The 18,404-nt window shown below is 45.1% G+C and carries 22 protein-coding genes; 7 read left to right on the top strand and 15 right to left on the bottom strand.

The features are described 5' to 3' along the window. Nucleotides 1-59: 59 nt before the first annotated feature. Both R7P36_RS10385 and R7P36_RS10380 read right to left on the bottom strand, forming a co-directional pair. Complete coding sequence (locus tag R7P36_RS10385; RefSeq protein WP_213896809.1) at nucleotides 60-767, bottom strand: 3-deoxy-D-manno-octulosonic acid kinase; 708 nt, start codon at nucleotides 765-767, stop codon at nucleotides 60-62. An 11-nt stretch (nucleotides 768-778) separates the two neighbouring features. Beyond that, the gene (locus R7P36_RS10380) at nucleotides 779-1,186 is read right to left on the bottom strand and encodes a diacylglycerol kinase (protein WP_074191922.1); all 408 of its coding nucleotides are present in this window, start codon (nucleotides 1,184-1,186) and stop codon (nucleotides 779-781) included. Nucleotides 1,187-1,293: 107 nt separating this feature from the next. On the opposite strand from R7P36_RS10380, the gene R7P36_RS10375 reads away from it, so the two are divergent. The 3 genes from R7P36_RS10375 to R7P36_RS10365 are packed head-to-tail and all read left to right on the top strand — an operon-like array spanning nucleotide 1,294 to nucleotide 3,937. Next, nucleotides 1,294-2,349 (top strand): glycosyltransferase family 9 protein, encoded by a 1,056-nt coding sequence (locus tag R7P36_RS10375; RefSeq protein ID WP_318122122.1) that lies wholly within the window; start codon nucleotides 1,294-1,296, stop codon nucleotides 2,347-2,349. Nucleotides 2,350-2,384: 35 nt separating this feature from the next. Next, on the top strand, nucleotides 2,385-3,152 hold the full coding sequence (locus R7P36_RS10370; protein ID WP_005395793.1) for a glycosyltransferase family 2 protein: 768 nt from the start codon (nucleotides 2,385-2,387) through the stop codon (nucleotides 3,150-3,152). Then, nucleotides 3,149-3,937 (top strand): glycosyltransferase family 2 protein, encoded by a 789-nt coding sequence (locus R7P36_RS10365; protein ID WP_318122121.1) that lies wholly within the window; start codon nucleotides 3,149-3,151, stop codon nucleotides 3,935-3,937. Before R7P36_RS10370 ends, R7P36_RS10365 begins: the two co-directional genes overlap by 4 nt. 31 nt (nucleotides 3,938-3,968) lie before the next feature. On the opposite strand, the gene R7P36_RS10360 is transcribed toward R7P36_RS10365, so the two are convergent. From R7P36_RS10360 to R7P36_RS10325, 8 genes are all read right to left on the bottom strand, one after another. Next, the gene (locus R7P36_RS10360) at nucleotides 3,969-4,904 is read right to left on the bottom strand and encodes a glycosyl transferase family 90 (protein ID WP_318122119.1); all 936 of its coding nucleotides are present in this window, start codon (nucleotides 4,902-4,904) and stop codon (nucleotides 3,969-3,971) included. Beyond that, complete coding sequence (gene coaD, locus R7P36_RS10355; RefSeq protein WP_318122118.1) at nucleotides 4,891-5,373, bottom strand: pantetheine-phosphate adenylyltransferase; 483 nt, start codon at nucleotides 5,371-5,373, stop codon at nucleotides 4,891-4,893. The genes R7P36_RS10360 and coaD overlap by 14 nt, the downstream gene beginning before the upstream one ends. 86 nt (nucleotides 5,374-5,459) lie before the next feature. Further along, entirely contained in the window at nucleotides 5,460-6,269 is an 810-nt protein-coding gene (mutM, locus tag R7P36_RS10350) for a bifunctional DNA-formamidopyrimidine glycosylase/DNA-(apurinic or apyrimidinic site) lyase (protein WP_237312131.1), read from the bottom strand. A 102-nt stretch (nucleotides 6,270-6,371) separates the two neighbouring features. Next, nucleotides 6,372-6,848: a hypothetical protein gene (locus R7P36_RS10345; RefSeq protein ID WP_318122115.1), complete on the bottom strand. Its 477-nt coding sequence runs from the start codon at nucleotides 6,846-6,848 to the stop codon at nucleotides 6,372-6,374. A 276-nt stretch (nucleotides 6,849-7,124) separates the two neighbouring features. Continuing rightward, nucleotides 7,125-7,295 (bottom strand): 50S ribosomal protein L33, encoded by a 171-nt coding sequence (rpmG, locus tag R7P36_RS10340; protein WP_004410866.1) that lies wholly within the window; start codon nucleotides 7,293-7,295, stop codon nucleotides 7,125-7,127. 13 nt (nucleotides 7,296-7,308) lie between these two features. Continuing rightward, complete coding sequence (rpmB, locus tag R7P36_RS10335; protein WP_005384783.1) at nucleotides 7,309-7,545, bottom strand: 50S ribosomal protein L28; 237 nt, start codon at nucleotides 7,543-7,545, stop codon at nucleotides 7,309-7,311. Between the two features lie 302 nt (nucleotides 7,546-7,847). Continuing rightward, nucleotides 7,848-8,522, bottom strand: coding sequence for a RadC family protein (gene radC / locus R7P36_RS10330; RefSeq protein WP_047009421.1), 675 nt, complete (start codon nucleotides 8,520-8,522; stop codon nucleotides 7,848-7,850). Nucleotides 8,523-8,636: 114 nt separating this feature from the next. Then, on the bottom strand, nucleotides 8,637-10,310 hold the full coding sequence (locus R7P36_RS10325) for a methyl-accepting chemotaxis protein (RefSeq protein ID WP_318122114.1): 1,674 nt from the start codon (nucleotides 10,308-10,310) through the stop codon (nucleotides 8,637-8,639). Between the two features lie 193 nt (nucleotides 10,311-10,503). Between R7P36_RS10325 and coaBC the strand changes: the two genes are divergently transcribed. The 3 genes from coaBC to R7P36_RS10310 all read left to right on the top strand — a co-directional run bounded on the left by coaBC (nucleotide 10,504) and on the right by R7P36_RS10310 (nucleotide 13,422). Beyond that, nucleotides 10,504-11,703: a bifunctional phosphopantothenoylcysteine decarboxylase/phosphopantothenate--cysteine ligase CoaBC gene (gene coaBC / locus R7P36_RS10320; protein ID WP_017820705.1), complete on the top strand. Its 1,200-nt coding sequence runs from the start codon at nucleotides 10,504-10,506 to the stop codon at nucleotides 11,701-11,703. Nucleotides 11,704-11,874: 171 nt separating this feature from the next. Further along, the gene (gene slmA / locus R7P36_RS10315) at nucleotides 11,875-12,465 is read left to right on the top strand and encodes a nucleoid occlusion factor SlmA (RefSeq protein ID WP_005379386.1); all 591 of its coding nucleotides are present in this window, start codon (nucleotides 11,875-11,877) and stop codon (nucleotides 12,463-12,465) included. A 6-nt stretch (nucleotides 12,466-12,471) separates the two neighbouring features. After that, nucleotides 12,472-13,422 (top strand): Kdo(2)-lipid IV(A) acyltransferase, encoded by a 951-nt coding sequence (locus R7P36_RS10310; protein ID WP_017634992.1) that lies wholly within the window; start codon nucleotides 12,472-12,474, stop codon nucleotides 13,420-13,422. Nucleotides 13,423-13,506: 84 nt separating this feature from the next. On the opposite strand, the gene pyrE is transcribed toward R7P36_RS10310, so the two are convergent. Then, on the bottom strand, nucleotides 13,507-14,148 hold the full coding sequence (pyrE, locus tag R7P36_RS10305) for an orotate phosphoribosyltransferase (RefSeq protein WP_017634993.1): 642 nt from the start codon (nucleotides 14,146-14,148) through the stop codon (nucleotides 13,507-13,509). A 104-nt stretch (nucleotides 14,149-14,252) separates the two neighbouring features. After that, the gene (gene rph, locus R7P36_RS10300; protein ID WP_017634994.1) at nucleotides 14,253-14,969 is read right to left on the bottom strand and encodes a ribonuclease PH; all 717 of its coding nucleotides are present in this window, start codon (nucleotides 14,967-14,969) and stop codon (nucleotides 14,253-14,255) included. A 184-nt stretch (nucleotides 14,970-15,153) separates the two neighbouring features. On the opposite strand from rph, the gene R7P36_RS10295 reads away from it, so the two are divergent. Beyond that, the gene (locus R7P36_RS10295; protein ID WP_005384776.1) at nucleotides 15,154-16,020 is read left to right on the top strand and encodes a YicC/YloC family endoribonuclease; all 867 of its coding nucleotides are present in this window, start codon (nucleotides 15,154-15,156) and stop codon (nucleotides 16,018-16,020) included. 55 nt (nucleotides 16,021-16,075) lie between these two features. Here R7P36_RS10295 and R7P36_RS10290 read toward each other — a convergent pair whose 3' ends face one another. From R7P36_RS10290 to R7P36_RS10280, 3 genes are all read right to left on the bottom strand, one after another. After that, nucleotides 16,076-16,501 (bottom strand): phosphate-starvation-inducible protein PsiE, encoded by a 426-nt coding sequence (locus tag R7P36_RS10290; protein ID WP_025768316.1) that lies wholly within the window; start codon nucleotides 16,499-16,501, stop codon nucleotides 16,076-16,078. 168 nt (nucleotides 16,502-16,669) lie between these two features. Further along, nucleotides 16,670-17,509, bottom strand: coding sequence for an ABC transporter ATP-binding protein (locus R7P36_RS10285; RefSeq protein ID WP_005379372.1), 840 nt, complete (start codon nucleotides 17,507-17,509; stop codon nucleotides 16,670-16,672). A 35-nt stretch (nucleotides 17,510-17,544) separates the two neighbouring features. Next, a complete protein-coding gene (locus tag R7P36_RS10280) occupies nucleotides 17,545-18,402 on the bottom strand; it encodes an ABC transporter ATP-binding protein (RefSeq protein ID WP_213899397.1) in 858 nt (285 codons plus the stop codon). Nucleotides 18,403-18,404: the final 2 nt, after the last annotated feature.

Genomic DNA, 18,404 nt, shown 5'->3' with positions numbered 1-18,404 from the left:
CTTAGACAAATGTGTTGCACTAGGTATAAACTCTCAGCAATGTCCTCACTTTACATATCCTAAAAATTCACAACGGCACTTACGAGTTCATCAAAGTCCGTTTTAGACCAAATAATATTCTTACTTTTTAATTCTTTCTCAAAAGAGCGCTTTAATCTATCTAGGTTTTGTTGCTTCCAGTCACCAGAAGTTTCAAAACGACACTTATCAAAATCGATAATCCATACCTTATCTTTGTCGTCGATCAAGATATTATGGATATTCAAGTCGGTATGGTTAACGCCAACCTGATGCATCTTGGCAATTTCTTGCCCTATTTTCTGATATATTTCTGCCGATAAGGATTGTTCTTGCAAGATGCTCACCAGATCTCTGGCATTCGGGATTCGCTCACTTAATAAATCAGCTTGATAGAAGAACCCTGACTTTACGGCTCTTGCTGCAATTGGACGAGGAACGTGCACCCCAGCCTCGATTAGCGCCAATAAAAGCTGAAACTCTTGCGCACTACGGGTGTTATCCCAGCCAGAGAACCAATAATGATCGTTAACCAACTTCCCAAACAAACCGCCACGACGGTAATGACGCAGTGCTGCTTGCATGTTCTCTAGTTGGATAAACCATGTCGTGCCTCGCCCCGTCGCACTGCCAACCACCTTGTCTAAGGACTGCCAGTATTCCGCATCAAATATCGGTTGGCTAGGGTCTGTAAGGATCTCGTCATCAAACCAGATCATTTGGTTGTTGTTTTGATACTGTTGAGTCACGCGCTTACCCCCTAGCCTAAATATCGGCTGGTTAATATATACAACCAAGTAAATCCGGCGAACGCCAATGCAACCATAACGGCAGCAGAGCCTATGTCTTTAGCTCGACCACTGAGTTCATGCCGCTCAATACCGATACGATCAACCACAGCCTCAATAGCTGAATTCACAAGCTCTACAATCAAGACTAACACCACGACCCCGATCATTAAGATACGCTCAACCATGCCGACATCCACTAGCCAAGCCAAAATCACAGCGAAACTCAACAGAGCCAACTCTTGTCGAATGGCGGCTTCATGCTTAAAAGCCGCTTTTAATCCTTGGATCGAATAACCCGTCGCTTTAACGATGCGCTTTAGCCCGGTATTACCCGGCTTGCCAGATTCTTGCGATTGATGCGGTGTTATCTTTGACATTGCAGAACACTTATCAGTACTTAGCTATATTCGAGCCGTGTATTTTACATTTATTGGGGATGTCTGCATAATTTACCTGCTTCTATTCATCGAATCAGACAATAATTATGTTCACTTCTGCCCCATCGTCATTATGCATCTTGCGTTTGTCCGCTATTGGAGACGTTTGCAATACCATCGCCACCGTTCAAGCTGTTCAGAAACACTGGCCTTCGACTCAGATTACTTGGATAACGGGTAAACTTGAAGCCCAGTTATTAGCCGCCATTGATGGCGTAGAAGTGATTGTTTTTGATAAAAAAGCGGGACTCGATGGCTACAAATCGCTTTGGCGACAGCTGAAAGGCAGAGAGTTTGATGCGCTATTGCATATGCAGTACGCGATTCGAGCGAGTGTCGCAACGTTGGGCATTAAAGCAAAATACAAACTTGGTTTCTCTTCTGATAGAAGCCAAGATTTTCAGACGCTATTTACCAATGTCAAAGTGCCTTCCCCGCAATCTTTGCATGTCGCAGATGGCTTAATGGCCTTTGCCCATCAAATTGGAGTACCAAAGGCAGAACTGGACTGGGTACTTTCTTATTCAGATCACGACCAAGCTTGGGCAGAGTCTCATATTTCTCGTAATAAACCTAACCTGCTGATTGTGCCTGGTGCGAGCAAAGCTTATAAAAACTGGAACGCGGAAGGTTATGTGGATGTGATTCATCACGCCAGAGCTAAAGGCTGGAACGTGATTCTGGCAGGTAGCCCAGCTCAAGTTGAACTGGATTTGGCTGAAGCCATTCAATCTCGCTTGGAAGAACCGTGTCTAAATTTAGTTGGACAAAGTTCAATTCTGCAAATGCTTTCGTTAATAGATAAGGTTGAAATGGTCATCGCCCCCGATACCGGACCAGCACACATGGCGAATGCCATGAAAACGCCAATCATCGGGCTCTATGCACACCATAATCCGCTGCGAGTAGGACCTTACCGTTATCTAAAATACGTTGTCTCAGTGTATGAAGAAACGATCTTTGCGGAAACAGGTAAAAACAGTCACGAGTTAAGCTGGCGAACTCGCGCTAAAGATGAAACGGCAATGAACCGCATTACCAGCACTCAAGTAATGAGCATGTTCGATCAAGTCTTAGAAGATTTGTATCCTCAATACCAGTAAACTTACTGTCTTGATTTGTTAAGAAGGAAATGACCTTGTCCAAACCAACCTTAGCCGTTGCCTTAATTGTAAAAAATGAAGAGAAGCACTTACAAGCTTGTCTAGACACAGTAAAAGATTGGGTCGATGAGATTGTCCTTCTAGACTCGGGCAGCACCGATCGCACCGAAGAAATCGCCCGACAATACACAGATAAGTTTTACACCAACCTAGATTGGCCAGGTTTCGGTAAACAACGCCAACTTGCGCAGCAATACGTTACGGCAGACTACGTTTTATGGCTTGATGCAGACGAACAAGTCACTCCAGAGCTAAAAGAAAGTATCTTACACGCGGTATCAGCCAATAAGCCGAACGTTTTATACAAACTTAATCGACTAAGCTCAGCGTTTGGTAAGTTCATCTACCATTCTGGTTGGTCTCCAGACTGGATTGTGCGCTTATATCGCACCGAATATACACAATATAATGATTCGCTCGTTCATGAAAAAGTTGATGAGAAAAACTATCAAACTGAAAAACTGGATGGTCGACTGCATCACTACACTTACGAGCACCTTCATCATTACATCAATAAAACCACTGGCTACCTCAAGGCCTGGACGGATGAACGTGAAGGTAAAAAGAAAGCGGGTTTAACGACCGCTATCGTTCACGCTCTTGCGAGCTTTTTGAAGATGTATGTTCTCAAACGAGGCTTCCTTGATGGCAAACATGGTTTCATTCTAGCTTGGCTAAGCATGCACTCTACTTTTGTAAAATATATCGACCTCTACTTACGTGAACAGGCAAAAAAATCATGAAAACGACTTTAATTATCACCACTTACAACTGGAAAGAAGCATTAAAAGCGGTGTTAGAAAGCGTGAAACGTCAAACCGTTTTGCCTGATGAAGTCATCGTTGCAGATGACGGTTCTCGAGACGATACCAAAGCAATGATCGACCAACTGCGTGACGGCTTTCCCGTACCACTTATTCATAGCTGGCACGAGGATAATGGCTTTCAGCTTTCAATGAGCCGCAACCGTGCGATCGCCAAAGCATCAGGTGACTACCTCATCATGATTGATGGAGACATGGTGCTGTCCCAAACGTTTATTGAATCACATAAGCAAGTCGCAAAACCAAATTGGTTTGTGCAGGGTGGACGTGTGTTAACGGATGAAAGCTGCAGCAAGGCCATCATGGAAAACGGCTTAGTGCCTTCCATTTTCAGCAAAGGCATTCGCAATCGTAAAAACTGCATCACCAACGCCTTGCTATCGAAATGGTTCTCTTACGAGCGTAATAACGATAAAGCCACTCGCGGCTGCAACATGGCGTTTTGGCGACAAGATGTCTTAGAGGTCAACGGCTTCAACCAAGATTTTGTTGGATGGGGACGCGAAGACAGCGAGTTTGTTCATCGCATGTTGAATGCGGGTAAGTCACGTCTTTACCTAAAATTCGCAGGTGTAGGCTACCACTTGTACCACGTAGAAAACTCTCGTGCGTCACTCGGACAAAATGACGAGATTTTAGAGAACACCATTAAAAACAAGCTTAAACGCTGTGAGAATGGTGTTGAACAATTTCTAGAAGCTTAAGATTATAAAAAAGGGGCGAAACGCCCCTTTTTTATTGTTGGTGAGATAAAGCGAAGTACTTATCGGCAACCATCAATGAGATCAAACGCTCTTTACGTTTATCTTTGAACTGCTCAACCCACTGGTGCGCATTTTCAATGATCGCTAATGCTTCTTGCTCATTCGCTAGATAATAGTCCATCTTTTCGGGCAAATCCGAATAGTCATCCTTCACTTCAACATAGTGGACACCAGCCTCTAACTTACCTTCCATAAACCAAGTCTCATATTTTGGCTTTGACATAATAACCAAGGAGTTAGACGACATAGCCCACTTAAGGTTGGTGGCCACATCATTGCCTTCTATACACAACAAGAACTTGTATTGAAGTTGCTCCTCAATGCTCATAAAGCCTTTTTCCCAAGGCTGCCCTTCTACCGGGCGGGTCTGGCCAATGTTGCATTGCGGATGGTTGTAGAACGCATGAATCACCTTTTGACGATGAGGCTGAAAACCCACACCACGCCAAGCGACCATGTCCTTTTTATCTTGATAGCGAATAGGATCATCAACAAATTTAAAATGACGAACTTGGTTGAGTTTCAATACCACTGAATTTTGGTTGCTACCAAAAATAGGGCGGCTTTTTATAAAGCTCGGTACATTGGGAATGTGTGTAACATCACCGTTGATGTAGTTAAACGCAAAACTGGAAGGGAAATAGCGTACAACTTGGCGAAGATCGAAAAAATACGTCCAACCTTTCGTTTTTTTGAATGTATCGACAGTCGCGTAACTTTGTTCTCGGCTATCGACTGAAAACGGCGTTTCACACTTGTTGTAATAGTTTACCCGCTCAAGGCAGAGTTGCTTCTCGGCTTCAGTTAAATTCGAAAGTAAACGCTTTGCTTGTGCTCGATATACAAAACGAGGGATAAGTATCGAGAGAGCGTTTGAGAAATAATAAGGGAATTTACTGTCTTTCATTCAGTTTTTCCCCAATCGCGATGGCTACTGGCTTGGGAACGAACTGATCGATACTTCCGCCATGAATGGCCACTTCTCTCACGATAGTCGACGATAGAAATGCAAACTCTTCTTCAGGTGTCAAAAATACACTTTCGATACCTGGTAATAGCTTTCGGTACATGTTGGTCAGTCCAAACTCGTATTCAAAGTCTACCGTTGTTCGCAAACCACGAATAAGAACCTTAGCTTGCTCATCTCTCGCGAAATCCACTAATAACCCAGAGAACCCCTTTACCTTCACACCAGGTAAATGCGCTACAACGTCCTGCATCAGTGCAACGCGCTCTTCCAATGAAAACATGGTGTTCTTCGATGGGCTTGCGGCTACGCCAATCACAACCTCATCAAACATTTCGTGAGTACGTTCTATTAGATTGAGGTGACCATTAGTCACTGGATCAAAAGTGCCCGGATAAATGACTTTCATATAATTTACTAAGTTATTCGAAACTGATTGAATTATTGAGGCTCTAGCGCAAGATTACAACAACTTAAGCTCGATATTAGCTCGTCTTACTTCTGACACTCACCACAAAAGAAGGTATTACGCTGCCCTATTTTTAGCTCTTGAAGTCGTTCGCCGCATTCTGGGCATGGCTCTCCGGCTTTTCCGTAAACTAATAACTCTTGTGCAAAGTAACCCGGCTTTCCATCGGCTTGCGCAAAGTCTTTCAGCGTAGTCCCACCTTGCGTAATGGCAATCTCAAGTGTCATTTTGATATTTTCAACAAGTAACCCCCACTCTTGAGAAGTTAGCTTACCTGCAGGCCTTGAAGGGTGAATTAGAGATTTAAACAACGACTCATTCGCGTAGATGTTCCCGACACCAACCACGACTTTGTTGTCCATGATGAACTGCTTGACGGCGACACGCTTATTTTTAGCTTTCTCCGCTACATATTCCGCATTGAACTCTTCAGTTAAAGGCTCAGGCCCCATGTTTGCTAGTACAGCATGTGACTCGCCAGGAGCACACCACAGCCATGCCCCAAAACGACGCGGATCGTTATAACGCAGTATTTTTCCACTGCTTAGTTTGAGATCCACATGATCGTGCTTTGCTGGCGGAAAGTCGGCATCTAGGACACGTAAAGACCCAGACATGCCCAAGTGAACAATGGCTGTACCTGTGTTTGTCTCGATCAGTAAGTATTTCGCACGACGGCTAATCGCACGGATCACCTGCCCTTCCAATTTTTTAAGCTCTATAGGAATATCCCAGCGCAATTTAGGCGTTCGAAAAGTAAACGACTGGATCGTTTGTCCAACCATGTGGGGGCTAATCCCCATACGACTGACTTCAACTTCTGGCAACTCAGGCATTAGATTCTCCAATTCACCGGCTAATAGTTCTCGCTGCTAGCATAATCGAAAAGAAAAACGATAAATAGGAAAGCTTGTTAGGGGTATAGGCGCAAAAAGGCTCTACTCTGGCATAAGGTAGTTTTCATCGACGGAGATAGCGACCCATTTGTCTTGCCAGGTTTTAAATAGCCACAAATCAGGTAAACGAAAGAAAGTCACCCGCTGCGGCTCTTCGAGATCCTGATACCAGACTTCTACCGTTTCAGGTACCGTCAGGTTAGGTTTTAAATGATCGTACTGTTCCGAGGTAAGCTCGGTCCCTTCCAATGATTGCCAACGTGATACAAGTTCACTGATCGGTGCATCGACTTTGATGTTGGATTGCCATCGTCCATCATGCAGTTCGAACTCCCAGCCACTATAGTACAAAGACTCCACCGTATAGTCGGAGCGAAGTACATTTGGGTAGGGGTCTGCTTGGTCTGTTAATAGGTAAGTTTTGATCCACATCGGCGCATTTAAGATCACTATAAACGCGATAATGCCCAGAATAAGAATATTGTTCCATCGGCGGCGACGAGCCGGACTCACACGCATAACCATCTCTACTCTCTTATAGTTATGAGTAAACTACCAAAGAGTATTGAGCTTGACTAGAACAACGGTGTGCAAGTGTGTAGAGAATTGGTGGCAAAGCGGTAGAGAGCGATAAATCAAAAATTCTAGTGTAGCGTCGGACCGATAAAATGACTTCAGCAGTGCTTTATTATCCGATAACGTACTGAACACTTTTTTCAGCACTTTTTTATTCAGGTAATAAAAAACCCAACTCGAAAGTTGGGTTTTTCAATTCATCAAAGAGACTGAAACCAATTATTTGATTTTTGCTTCTTTGTACATAACGTGCTGGCGAACTACTGGATCAAACTTTTTGATCTCAAATTTGCCTGGCATGTTACGCTTGTTCTTATCAGTTGTGTAGAAGTGGCCTGTACCTGCAGAAGATACTAGACGGATTTTCTCACGAACGCCTTTCTTTGCCATTGCTTATTTCCTCTTAAACGTTTTCGCCACGTGCACGCATGTCTGCAAGAACAGTATCAATACCTTTCTTGTCGATGATGCGCATACCTTTAGCAGATAGACGTAGTTTAACAAAACGTTTTTCGCTCTCTACCCAGAAACGATGAGTTTGTAGGTTCGGCAGAAAACGACGCTTAGTAGCATTTCGTGCGTGTGAACGGTTGTTACCCGTTACTGGACGCTTACCAGTTACTTGGCATACTCGTGACATGAATGTCTTCTCCAAAATCGTTTCAGCTCGATATCAACCTTGGTGGCCGAACCTCTCTATCTCTCGAAAAGAAGTTAGAGGTTAAGAACCGCTATGGAAAATCCATACAAGGCTATCAAAGGTCGCGCATTATACTAACTTGATATGCATTGCTCAAGACCCGAACAGATCCTTTTTACAGGTTTTCGTGATCTTTTTTTAGACAGCAGATTTTTTTAGCAGTCCAAGCTGAATTCAGTTAAAAATTTAGTGGCGTGGATGATAGCAGATTTTTAGCAACTAACAACCTAAAAAACGCACAGTTATATCCAGCCTCTTTCAGCAAAAGAGACACTTTCCCCATCTCCGATGACGAAATGGTCCAAAATACGAATATCCACCAATGCTAATGCGTCGGTGAGACGCCTTGTAATCCTTCTGTCAGCTTGGCTCGGCTCAGCAACGCCTGAAGGATGATTGTGCGCCAAAATCAAAGCCGCCGCATTATGATGCAGAGCTCGCTTGACGACTTCTCTCGGATAAACCGACGCGGCATCCAACGTTCCTTCAAATAAAATTTCATCTTTTATCACTCGGTGCTGGTTATCGAGAAAAAGAATATAAAAAGCCTCTCTTTGCCGATCCCTTAAAATAGAAGACAGATATAACTTAGTTTGGTCGGGACTGGTTAAGGCGTCACCACGCTTTAGCGTTTCCGCTAAATAGCGCTGCGTCATTTCTAGTACCGCTTGCAACTGAACATACTTGGCTTGTCCCAACCCTTTATGACGACAAAACTCTTGCTCTGATGCTGAAAATAGTTGTCTTAGCGAACCAAAGTCTTGAATAAGGAAGTCTGCAAGTTCAATTACGTTCATTCCGTGGGTGCCCGTGCGCAAGAAAATAGCCAGTAGCTCAGCATCGGTCAATGCTTGCGGTCCTCGTTGCAGCAGCTTCTCCCTGGGCATGGACTCAGTTGGCATAGCTTTCAGTATCATCTGATGTCTCTTTATATGGAAAGTGCCCCTATTCCACAAAACAAAAAGCGAAAGTCGAGTATGACTTTCGCTTTCTTCGTACCATCAGTGCTTTCAATGCAACTTAACAGTTCATCAGAGTTTAAAGTTGCCAACCAAGCCGTGAATTTCTGTTCCAGATTGTGATAGCTGCGTGCTGATTGACTCGGCATGCTGCAACGTCTCATTAATGTTGTTCACGATCTGTTGAATAGCCACTAAGTTTTGGTTGATGTCTTCTGCAACCGCACTTTGCTCTTCGGCGGCAGACGCGGTTTGAATACCCATATCTCGAATTGTTCCGATAGAATGATGAACACCAGAAAGAGATTGCTGAATGAGCGCCGATTCTTCCGCCGTTTTTACACCTCGTTTTTGGCTCACCGACATTGTACTGACCGCTCTTGATACACCATTTTGCAGCTGCTTAAGCATGTCACCAATTTCATGAGTACTATTTTGCGTACGACTGGCTAACGAGCGAACTTCATCCGCAACGACGGCAAACCCTCGGCCTTGCTCACCCGCTCTAGCCGCTTCAATCGCCGCATTTAGGGCCAACAAATTCGTTTGCTCGGCTATCTCGCCAATCACATCCAGCACTTTGGTTATTTTTTCGGTTTGTAAACTCAACTCAGAAATTGCATCTGACGTACTGTCTATCTCCCTCACTAGCTCGGTAATGCCTTCAATTGCTTGTTCCACTTCACGCTGAGCTTCGGTAACTTGACTGTTGGCATCCTCAATCGCCTGTGCAGTCGCATTGGTATTGCTGGCTACTTCTTTGGCTGTCATGCTCATTTGTGTCACCGCAGTCACGACTTTGTCCGTCTCTAAACAGTGGTCCTGCATTTGACCGCTCGCTTGGCTGGTCTGAGTGTTCAGGCTTTGAGAAACGGTCTGTACTGTCGTCGCAGAGCGGTGGATATCCTGCATCAGTGGGTGCAGCTTATCCATAAACTCATTAAACGCGGCCGCCACTTCACCGACTTCATCCTGACTTTCGACTTTTAAACGAGCCGTTAAGTCACCACCGCCTGCGGCAACATCTTTCAATGAAGCCGCGACATGTTGTAATGGCTGAATGCCTTTAGACACCACGATACTGGTGAGAACACTGGTAATGATCAATCCAATAACGGAAATCAACACGGCAGATAATGTATGCTCTTTTAGCTCTTGAGTCTTTAACTCTCTGTGCATCGCAACTTGCTGGTCGATGTCATCAATGTAAACACCAGTACCTAAAACCCAGTCCCATTTCGATAGATATTCTGCATAGCCTAGCTTAGGCGCTTGTGCGTCAATGGTCGGTTTGTGCCACGAGAAATAGAGGAACCCATCCCCTTTTTGAGAAGCATCAATCAAGCCCGCGATAACTGCGACCCCATTTTCATCTTTTAAGTCGTAAAGGTTTTTACCCTCTAAAGAAGGTTTGATGGCATGTAACGTATTCACACCTTGAGAGTCGTAGGCAAAAAAGTAACCATCGCTTTCAAAGCGCATGGCTTTCAGAATTTCTTTTGCTGCCTCTTTATTACTTCCATTTACATCCGCGTCGTATAACGGTTTTATCGCCGTCACACCCATCATCATGTAGGCTTTTAACTCTTTCTCTTTCGTTTCGATGAGCTCTTGCCTGTCTCTTGCCAGCTCCGCTTCCAAACTTTTACTGCTGTTGATGTAATACACCACTGAGATCAACGTGGTGATCAACAACAACGGAATTAGGGTTATCAGCAGCAATTTGTTTCGACTTTTCAACACCATGGTTTCCACTACCTCTTTTTCTTTTCAGACTTGCAAACTCCGCGCAACTTGTCTGTGAGGTAGGCGCGAATTTTCCCTTCCTCGGTCAGATTAATACTCTGGAGTTTGATGTGAATTATCTTCTCGTTATATATGCTCGGGCGGTCAGACTTTGAATTGTGTTAAAATCCGGTCATCAAATTGGAGATCTCACATGCAAACACTAGCAGGAAAGAAAATTCTACTCGGCATCAGTGGCGGTATTGCCGCGTATAAATGTGCGGAGCTAACCCGTCGCCTCATAGAGAGAGGAGCGCAAGTTCAAGTGGTAATGACGAAAGCAGCAAAAGAGTTCATTACCCCTTTAACCATGCAAGCCGTTTCGGGCCGCCCTGTCTCAGACAGTTTATTAGACCCAGCGGCGGAAGCCTCTATGGGCCATATTGAATTGGCCAAGTGGGCAGATTTAGTGCTATTAGCGCCCGCGACCGCGGACTTAATCGCGCGCATGTCCGCAGGCATGGGGAACGATTTACTTACTACGCTCGTGCTCGCGACGGATTCCCCTGTTGCTGTTTCTCCTGCGATGAATCAACAGATGTATCGCAATATCGCAACCCAAGAGAACATCGCTACGTTAGCGCGTCGTGGTATGCACATCTGGGGCCCTGCGGCAGGAGAGCAAGCCTGTGGTGATGTAGGACCAGGTCGAATGCTGGAACCAATGCAGCTAGTACATCTATGTGAACAGTTCTTTCAACCAAAATTGCTAGAAGGTAAGTCGATACTCATTACCGCCGGACCAACTCGCGAAGCGATTGATCCAGTGCGTTACATTACAAACCATAGCTCCGGGAAAATGGGCTATGCATTGGCGAGCGCCGCAGCGCAGATGGGAGCAAAAGTCACCCTCGTGAGCGGTCCTGTCAGTTTAAATACGCCCGTAGGTGTTGAGCGCATAAATGTTTCCAGTGCACAAGAGATGCACGAAGCCGTTATGACACATGCAAACCAGCATGATGCTTTTATTAGCTGCGCTGCCGTTGCCGACTACCGCCCACAAACGATCGCGTCTCAAAAGTTGAAAAAGACAGAAGACAACGACGAAATGGTCATTAATATGGTTAAAAATCCTGATATTGTTGCATCTGTGGCAGCAATGACGGAGAAGCGTCCGTTTACCGTCGGTTTTGCGGCTGAAACCAATGATGTAGAGACCTATGCTCGAGGCAAGTTAACAAAGAAAAACCTCGATATGATCTGTGCAAACGACGTTTCGGTTGCAGGGCAAGGATTTAACAGCAACGACAACGCAATTACCCTTTACTGGCCTGAAGGTGAACTTGCGCTCGCTTTAGAATCAAAAGAAGCATTGAGCTTTAAAATTCTCGAAAAAATGCATCAATTGATGTAACTAACGTTTGAAAACCCTGCCAATTTTTTACAAAAGCTGGCATAAATTTGGTACAAAAATGACAACTAAGGGTGTTAAATCTCCCATTCCACCCTTAGTGGTCTAGTTTGAGGCGAAATAGCGTCTTATAATCCCCTCCGCTCAACTTTGTATTTTGAAAGGAAGTAACTAATGGCCGGCAGTAAAAAATCCAACCGTCGTGAAGAGATCTTACAAGCATTGGCAGAAATGCTTGAATCAACAGATGGCGCTTCACGCATTACTACGGCAAAACTGGCCAAGCAAGTCGGCGTTTCAGAAGCCGCGCTGTATCGTCATTTCCCAAGTAAAGCGCGCATGTTCGAAGGGTTGATTGAGTTCATTGAAGAAGCCTTGATGACACGTATCAACCGTATTCTAGACGACGAAAAAGATACATTAGAGCGTATTCGTATGGTGATGCACCTTATTTTGGCGTTCTCTGAACGTAACCCAGGTCTGACACGCATTTTGTCGGGTCATGCTCTAATGTTTGAAAATGAACGTCTACGTGAACGCATCAATCAACTCTTTGAGCGTATAGAAACACAATTGCGCCAAATCCTGCGTGAACGTAAGATTCGTGAAGGGAAGTCTTTCCCTGTCGAAGAGCGCATCCTAGCCGCGCAAATTCTGGGACAAGTTGAGGGGAGCCTAAACCGCTTTGTGCGTAGCGACTTTAAATACCAGCCGACTGCAAACTTTGACGAGTACTGGGCGCTTTTGAGTGCACAAATAAAGTAAAAGACTATGAGTAAAGACAAATACACGCAGCCCGAGTTTTCTCTTTCACTTCTTCACCCTCGTAACTGGGGCGTATGGCTTGGTTTTGGTCTGTTGGCCATCCTCGTCAATATTCTTCCTTATCGGCTGCTGCTTTCATTAGGTCGTTCACTCGGTAAACTTGGCATGCGCTACGGTAAAAAGCGTGTCCACGTTGCTCAGCGTAACTTAGAATTGGCCTTTCCAGACAAAACACCTGAAGAGATTCAACATATTGTTGAAGAGAACTTCAAAAATACCGGCATGGCACTGATAGAAACCGGAATCACTTGGTTCTGGCCGACTTGGCGCTTTAAAAACCTGATCGTCGAGAAAGATCTCGGCGCACTGCGTGAAAAAGCCAAAGAAGGTAAAGGCGTCCTACTTTGTTGTGTCCATGCTCTAAATCTAGAGATCACTGCGCGTGCTTTCGCCGTGTTAGGCGTGGCCGGGTACGGCGCGTTTCGTCCACATAATAATCCTGCTTATAACTTTATCCAGTATTGGGGACGGACACATAACGGCAATAAACTGATTGATCGTAAAGATGTAAAAAAGATGATTCGTGTTTTACGCAGCGGTGAGCGTCTGTTCTATTTACCGGATCACGATTACGGTCGCAAAAAATCAGTATTTGTGCCCTTCTTTGCCGTAGACAATGCGTGTACGACAACAGGCACGAGCATTCTGGCGTATACCTCAAAATGTGCGATCATCCCAGGCTCAGGGTTTCGCAATGACGAAGGAAAATACGACATCATCGCCGATAAGTGCATTGAAGCCGATTATCCACAAAAAGACGAAGTCGCCGCTGCCGCTTATATGAACAAGTATGTGGAAGAAGTCATTCTACGCGCTCCAGAGCAATGGATGTGGCTCCATAAACGCTATAAAACCATGCAAGATGAGCATGTCGAGAAAGGCATTCGCTATAAGTAAGTGGTCAAGGCGATGAATCCAAAAACAAAAAAGGGCAGATGAATATCCATCTGCCCTTTTTACTTTTTCAGAAAAAGTAACCAATTAAATGCCGTATTCTGCGCGGTATGCTTTGACTGCTTCTAGATGCTCTTTGTCTGTGCCTTTCTCTTCAAGGAAAGTCACAAGGTCAGTCAGGCTAACGATCGAGATGATTGCACAACCAAAGTCACGCTCCACTTCTTGGATCGCAGACAATTCACCTTTGCCTTTTTCTTGGCGGTCAATCGCAACCAACACACCAGCAAGGTCTGCACCATTCGCCTTGATGATTTCCATCGATTCACGAATCGCAGTACCTGCTGTGATTACGTCATCCACTAGCATGATTCGACCTTCAAGCGCAGAGCCTACAAGGTTACCGCCTTCGCCGTGATCTTTCGCTTCTTTACGGTTGAAGCAGTAAGGCGTGTCGATATCGTGGTGATCCGCCAGCGCGACTGCTGTTGTCGTCGCGATTGGGATACCTTTGTACGCCGGGCCAAACAGTACATCAAACTCAATGCCAGAATCAGCGAGCGCGGCTGCGTAAAAACGACCAAGACGCGCTAGGTCACGACCAGTATTGAAAAGACCAGCGTTAAAGAAGTACGGGCTTTTACGGCCAGATTTCAAAGTAAACTCACCAAACTTAAGAACTTCTTTCTCAAGTGCAAACTCAATAAATTCACGCTGGTATGCTTTCATTATTTTCTCTCTATGTCCTTGGTTTCTTGTGTCTCTTCTCGACAATCATTCATTTCTCTATTGTCGAGATAAAAAAATAGCCCCCATAATGGGAGCTATCTAAATCAATTGGCTAACGCCGCCTTCTGCGCTGCGACAATTTCCGTAATGCCGACTTTCGCCGACTCGAGCAATGCCATCAGCTGTTCGTGACTGAACGGTTCACCTTCTGCGGTGCCCTGAATTTCAATCATCTTGCCTTCTTCTGTCATTACCACGTTCATGTCTGTGTCTGCCGCTGAATCTTCAACGTATTCAAGGTCACACAGAACATCATCACCTAGCAAACCAACTGAAACTGCCGCTACGTGGCCTTTCATTGGGTTTGCTTTTAGCTTGCCGCTATCTACTAGGTGTTGGAATGCATCGGCCATTGCAACACTTGCGCCGCTGATGGATGCAGTACGCGTACCACCGTCAGCTTGGATAACGTCACAGTCAACGGTGATCATGAACTCACCCATGGCTTTTAGGTCGACAACAGCGCGTAGGCTTCGCGCGATAAGACGCTGAATTTCCATCGTACGGCCGCCTTGTTTGCCACTTGCCGCTTCACGACGAGTACGCGAATGTGTTGCTCGAGGTAGCATGCCGTATTCAGCTGTAACCCAGCCTTTACCTTGACCTTTTAGCCAACGTGGCACAGATTCTTCGACGGTCGCATTACACAACACTTTGGTGTTACCGAACTCAACTAGCACTGACCCTTCAGCGTAAGCTGTGTAGTTACGAGTAATTTTGATAGGGCGAACTTGATCCGCCTTGCGATCGTTTGGACGCATGGGCATCTACCTTAAATATGAGGAGAAGACGATTTGGTTGGGCGAAGATTATAACGGAATCGATTCCGGATTCATAGGTTACGCCGCTGGCACAACATAAACAATCCATACATCCCGCGCACCTATCGACGCAGCATGATACACTCTTGAAGTAATTTTCAAAAAATGAAGACAGGAAAATTCGATGATTTACAGTATGACAGCGTATGCACGCAAAGAAGTAAAAGGCGATTGGGGCTCTGCGGTATGGGAAATCCGCAGCGTGAACCAGCGTTATTTAGAAACATACTTCCGCATGCCAGAACAATTTCGCGGGTTAGAGCCCGTTTTACGTGAGCGCTTTCGTAAGCGCTTAGCGCGAGGCAAAGTAGAATGTAATCTGCGTTTTGAAGCAAACCCTGCCGCAAAAGGTGAGCTTAGCATCAATGAAGCGCTTGCTAGCCAGGTAATTAAAGCCGCTGAACAAGTCATGCACATGACTGGTGAACTGAGCCGAATCAATCCATTTCAAGTCATGCAATGGCCGGGGGTAATGGAAACGCCAGAGCAAGACATGGATGCGGTAAATAAAGTGCTACTAGAAGCATTTGATGGCGCAATGGATGAATTTATTGAAGCGCGCGCTCGTGAAGGCGAGAACATGAAGGCGCTGATTGAGCAACGCCTCGAAGCGATCACATCAGAAGTTGTGAAAGTGCGCGCACGCATGCCAGAAATACTAGAGTGGCAACGTGAGCGTCTGTTCTCTAAATTTGAAGATGCGAAAGTAGAGCTAGACCCATCTCGCGTTGAGCAAGAGCTAATCCTTCTGGCACAGAAATCAGACGTAGCAGAAGAGCTAGACCGTCTTGATTCTCACGTAAAAGAAACCACAAACATTCTGAAAAAAGGTGGCGCAGTCGGTCGTCGTCTGGACTTCATGATGCAAGAGTTCAACCGTGAATCGAACACGCTAGCGTCGAAATCCATCAGCACCGACATCACCGCATCGGGCGTTGAACTGAAAGTTCTAATTGAACAGATGCGTGAGCAGATCCAAAACATTGAATGATCTAAAAGTCATCGAGTATTGAAACAAAAAAGCCCCGCTAATACGGGGCTTTCTTTTATTCGTCTTTTTCCAAGGTACTGTTATCAACGTAGGGCCAATAATGATGTCCAATTCTGATCAGCAAAGTAGCCGCAGCCAAAATAAACGCAGCCAGAGATAACCACACAACCAAAACTGCATCCAGCTCTTTCATTCCGAGAGTGATATAGCGGGCGATCGCCATCATCGCGATGTAGATAGGATAGCGTACCGGAATTTTACCGTTCATCACGAACTGCTGCACCATGGCGAGCACTTCCAGATAGATAAACATCAAAAGAATATCCGTGAGTAAGACACGCTTCTCTACAAATACGTGCACAAACTCTTGCATCATGGCGTACAACGTCGCCAAGGTAATAGAGACTAATAACACCGCCTCCAAAATATGGAAGATTTTCAGGAAAGGTCGACTAAAGGATTTCGGTAAATTCGACGGCATGGTCCATTATCCAAACAAAGAAAATAGGCCTTGAGTTTAGCATGCAACGATCTTCAATCAATCAGAATAAACATCAGTGCGAATCGACTCCAAGTCCTGGCATTTGCTTATAAAAACGCTCCGCTTATTTGTCGGAGCGCTTTTGTGTTATAGGACCTGTGGCATCACTTACGCCACTTGCTGCTTTTTTTCAGCTACGCGCTTTTTCTTCCGATATTTAGGGTGAGTGATCGGAATCGCAGATAGGAGTTTTTTGGTGTATTCGTTTTGCGGGTTTGCATAAATTTCTTTAGCGCTGCCTGCTTCTACCACTTTACCAAAATACATCACGGCAACTTTGTCAGAGACATGTTTCACCACAGAGAGATCGTGAGAGATAAATATGATCGCCAAGTTCATTTCTTGTTGCAGCTGTAGCAATAGGTTCAAGATTTGCGCCTGTACCGACACATCTAACGCAGATACCGATTCATCACAAATCAGTAGTTTAGGCTTCAATGCAATCGCGCGAGCAATACCGATACGCTGCCGTTGTCCACCTGAAAATTCATGTGGATAACGGTTTACTGCCGTTTCTGGTAATCCCACTTTGATTAAAAGCTCTTTTACCCATTGTTTACGCTCTGTTGGCGTGCCAATTTTATGAATAACAAACGGTTCTTCCAGAATCATACCGATGGTATGACGCTGATTGAGTGACTCCATTGGGTCTTGAAAGACGATTTGCATGTCTTTACGCAGCGAGCGCATCTCTTTAACAGACAGTTTAGTGATGTCTTTACCTTCAAAGAAAATCTTACCTTCTGTTGGCTCGTATAACTTTAAGATCGTGCGACCAAGGGTGCTTTTACCACAACCTGACTCACCAACTAGCCCCAGTGTTTCACCTTCAGAAACAGACAGTGAAACCCCGTCTACCGCTTTGATAGTGTAGCCTTTCTTGAACAGCCCTTTACCAGAAACAAAGTGCTGCTTAAGATTTTCAATTCTTAATACTTCTTTTGCCATAACATCCTCTTTTATGACTGGTTCACTTTGCTCAGTTAACTGGCAAACATACTAGCATCAATAGGCTTGATATCGATCATCTGCTTTGGCTCATTATCTAAGCTCGGCATCAACCCCATCAAACGCTCTGTATATGGGTGCTGTGGGTTATCAAACAACTCAAAAATTTCTGCTTTTTCGACAATACGCCCGCCATACATCACGGCAACATCATCACACACTTCTGCCACAACCCCGAGATCGTGAGTGATGAAGATCATCGCCATGCCCGTTTCTTCCTGAAGCTCGTTCATCAGTTCAAGGATAGACGCCTGAACCGTAACATCCAACGCTGTAGTCGGTTCATCACAAATCAGAATATCCGGCTTACAGGCCAATGCCATCGCGATCATGACACGCTGACGCATACCACCAGATAGGTTATGGGGATACTCATTCAATCGCTTCTCTGGCATTGGAATTTTTACTTTTGCCAGCATTTCAATCGAGTACGCCTCCCGCTCCTTTTTGTCGAGCTCAGGTCGATGGAGCTCAAGCACTTCACATATTTGACGACCAATGGTGTGCACTGGGTTGAGCGCCGTCATTGGGTCTTGGAAGATGATCGAAATGCGATCGCCACGCATGGCGTACATCTCTTCCGCAGGCAAATCAACTAGGTTGGTGCCGCGATAATTCACTTCACCTTTAATGATGTTGCCATATGGCTTAGGTAATAGCCCCATGATCGACATTGAGGTTACGCTCTTACCACTACCTGACTCTCCCACCAGACCGAGTGTACGTCCAGCTCTCACATCAAAGTTCACACCATGCAGAACCTTCACTGGCCCATCATCGGTGATAAATTCAACTTCGAGATCTTTAACACTTAGGATTACATCGTTTTCCATAC

The organism is Vibrio sp. 397 (genome assembly GCF_033339395.1).
In the GTDB taxonomy this organism is placed as follows: domain Bacteria; phylum Pseudomonadota; class Gammaproteobacteria; order Enterobacterales; family Vibrionaceae; genus Vibrio; species Vibrio alginolyticus.
Note: the sequence above shows the minus strand (reverse complement) of the source record. Positions and strands in the feature narration are given on the sequence as shown.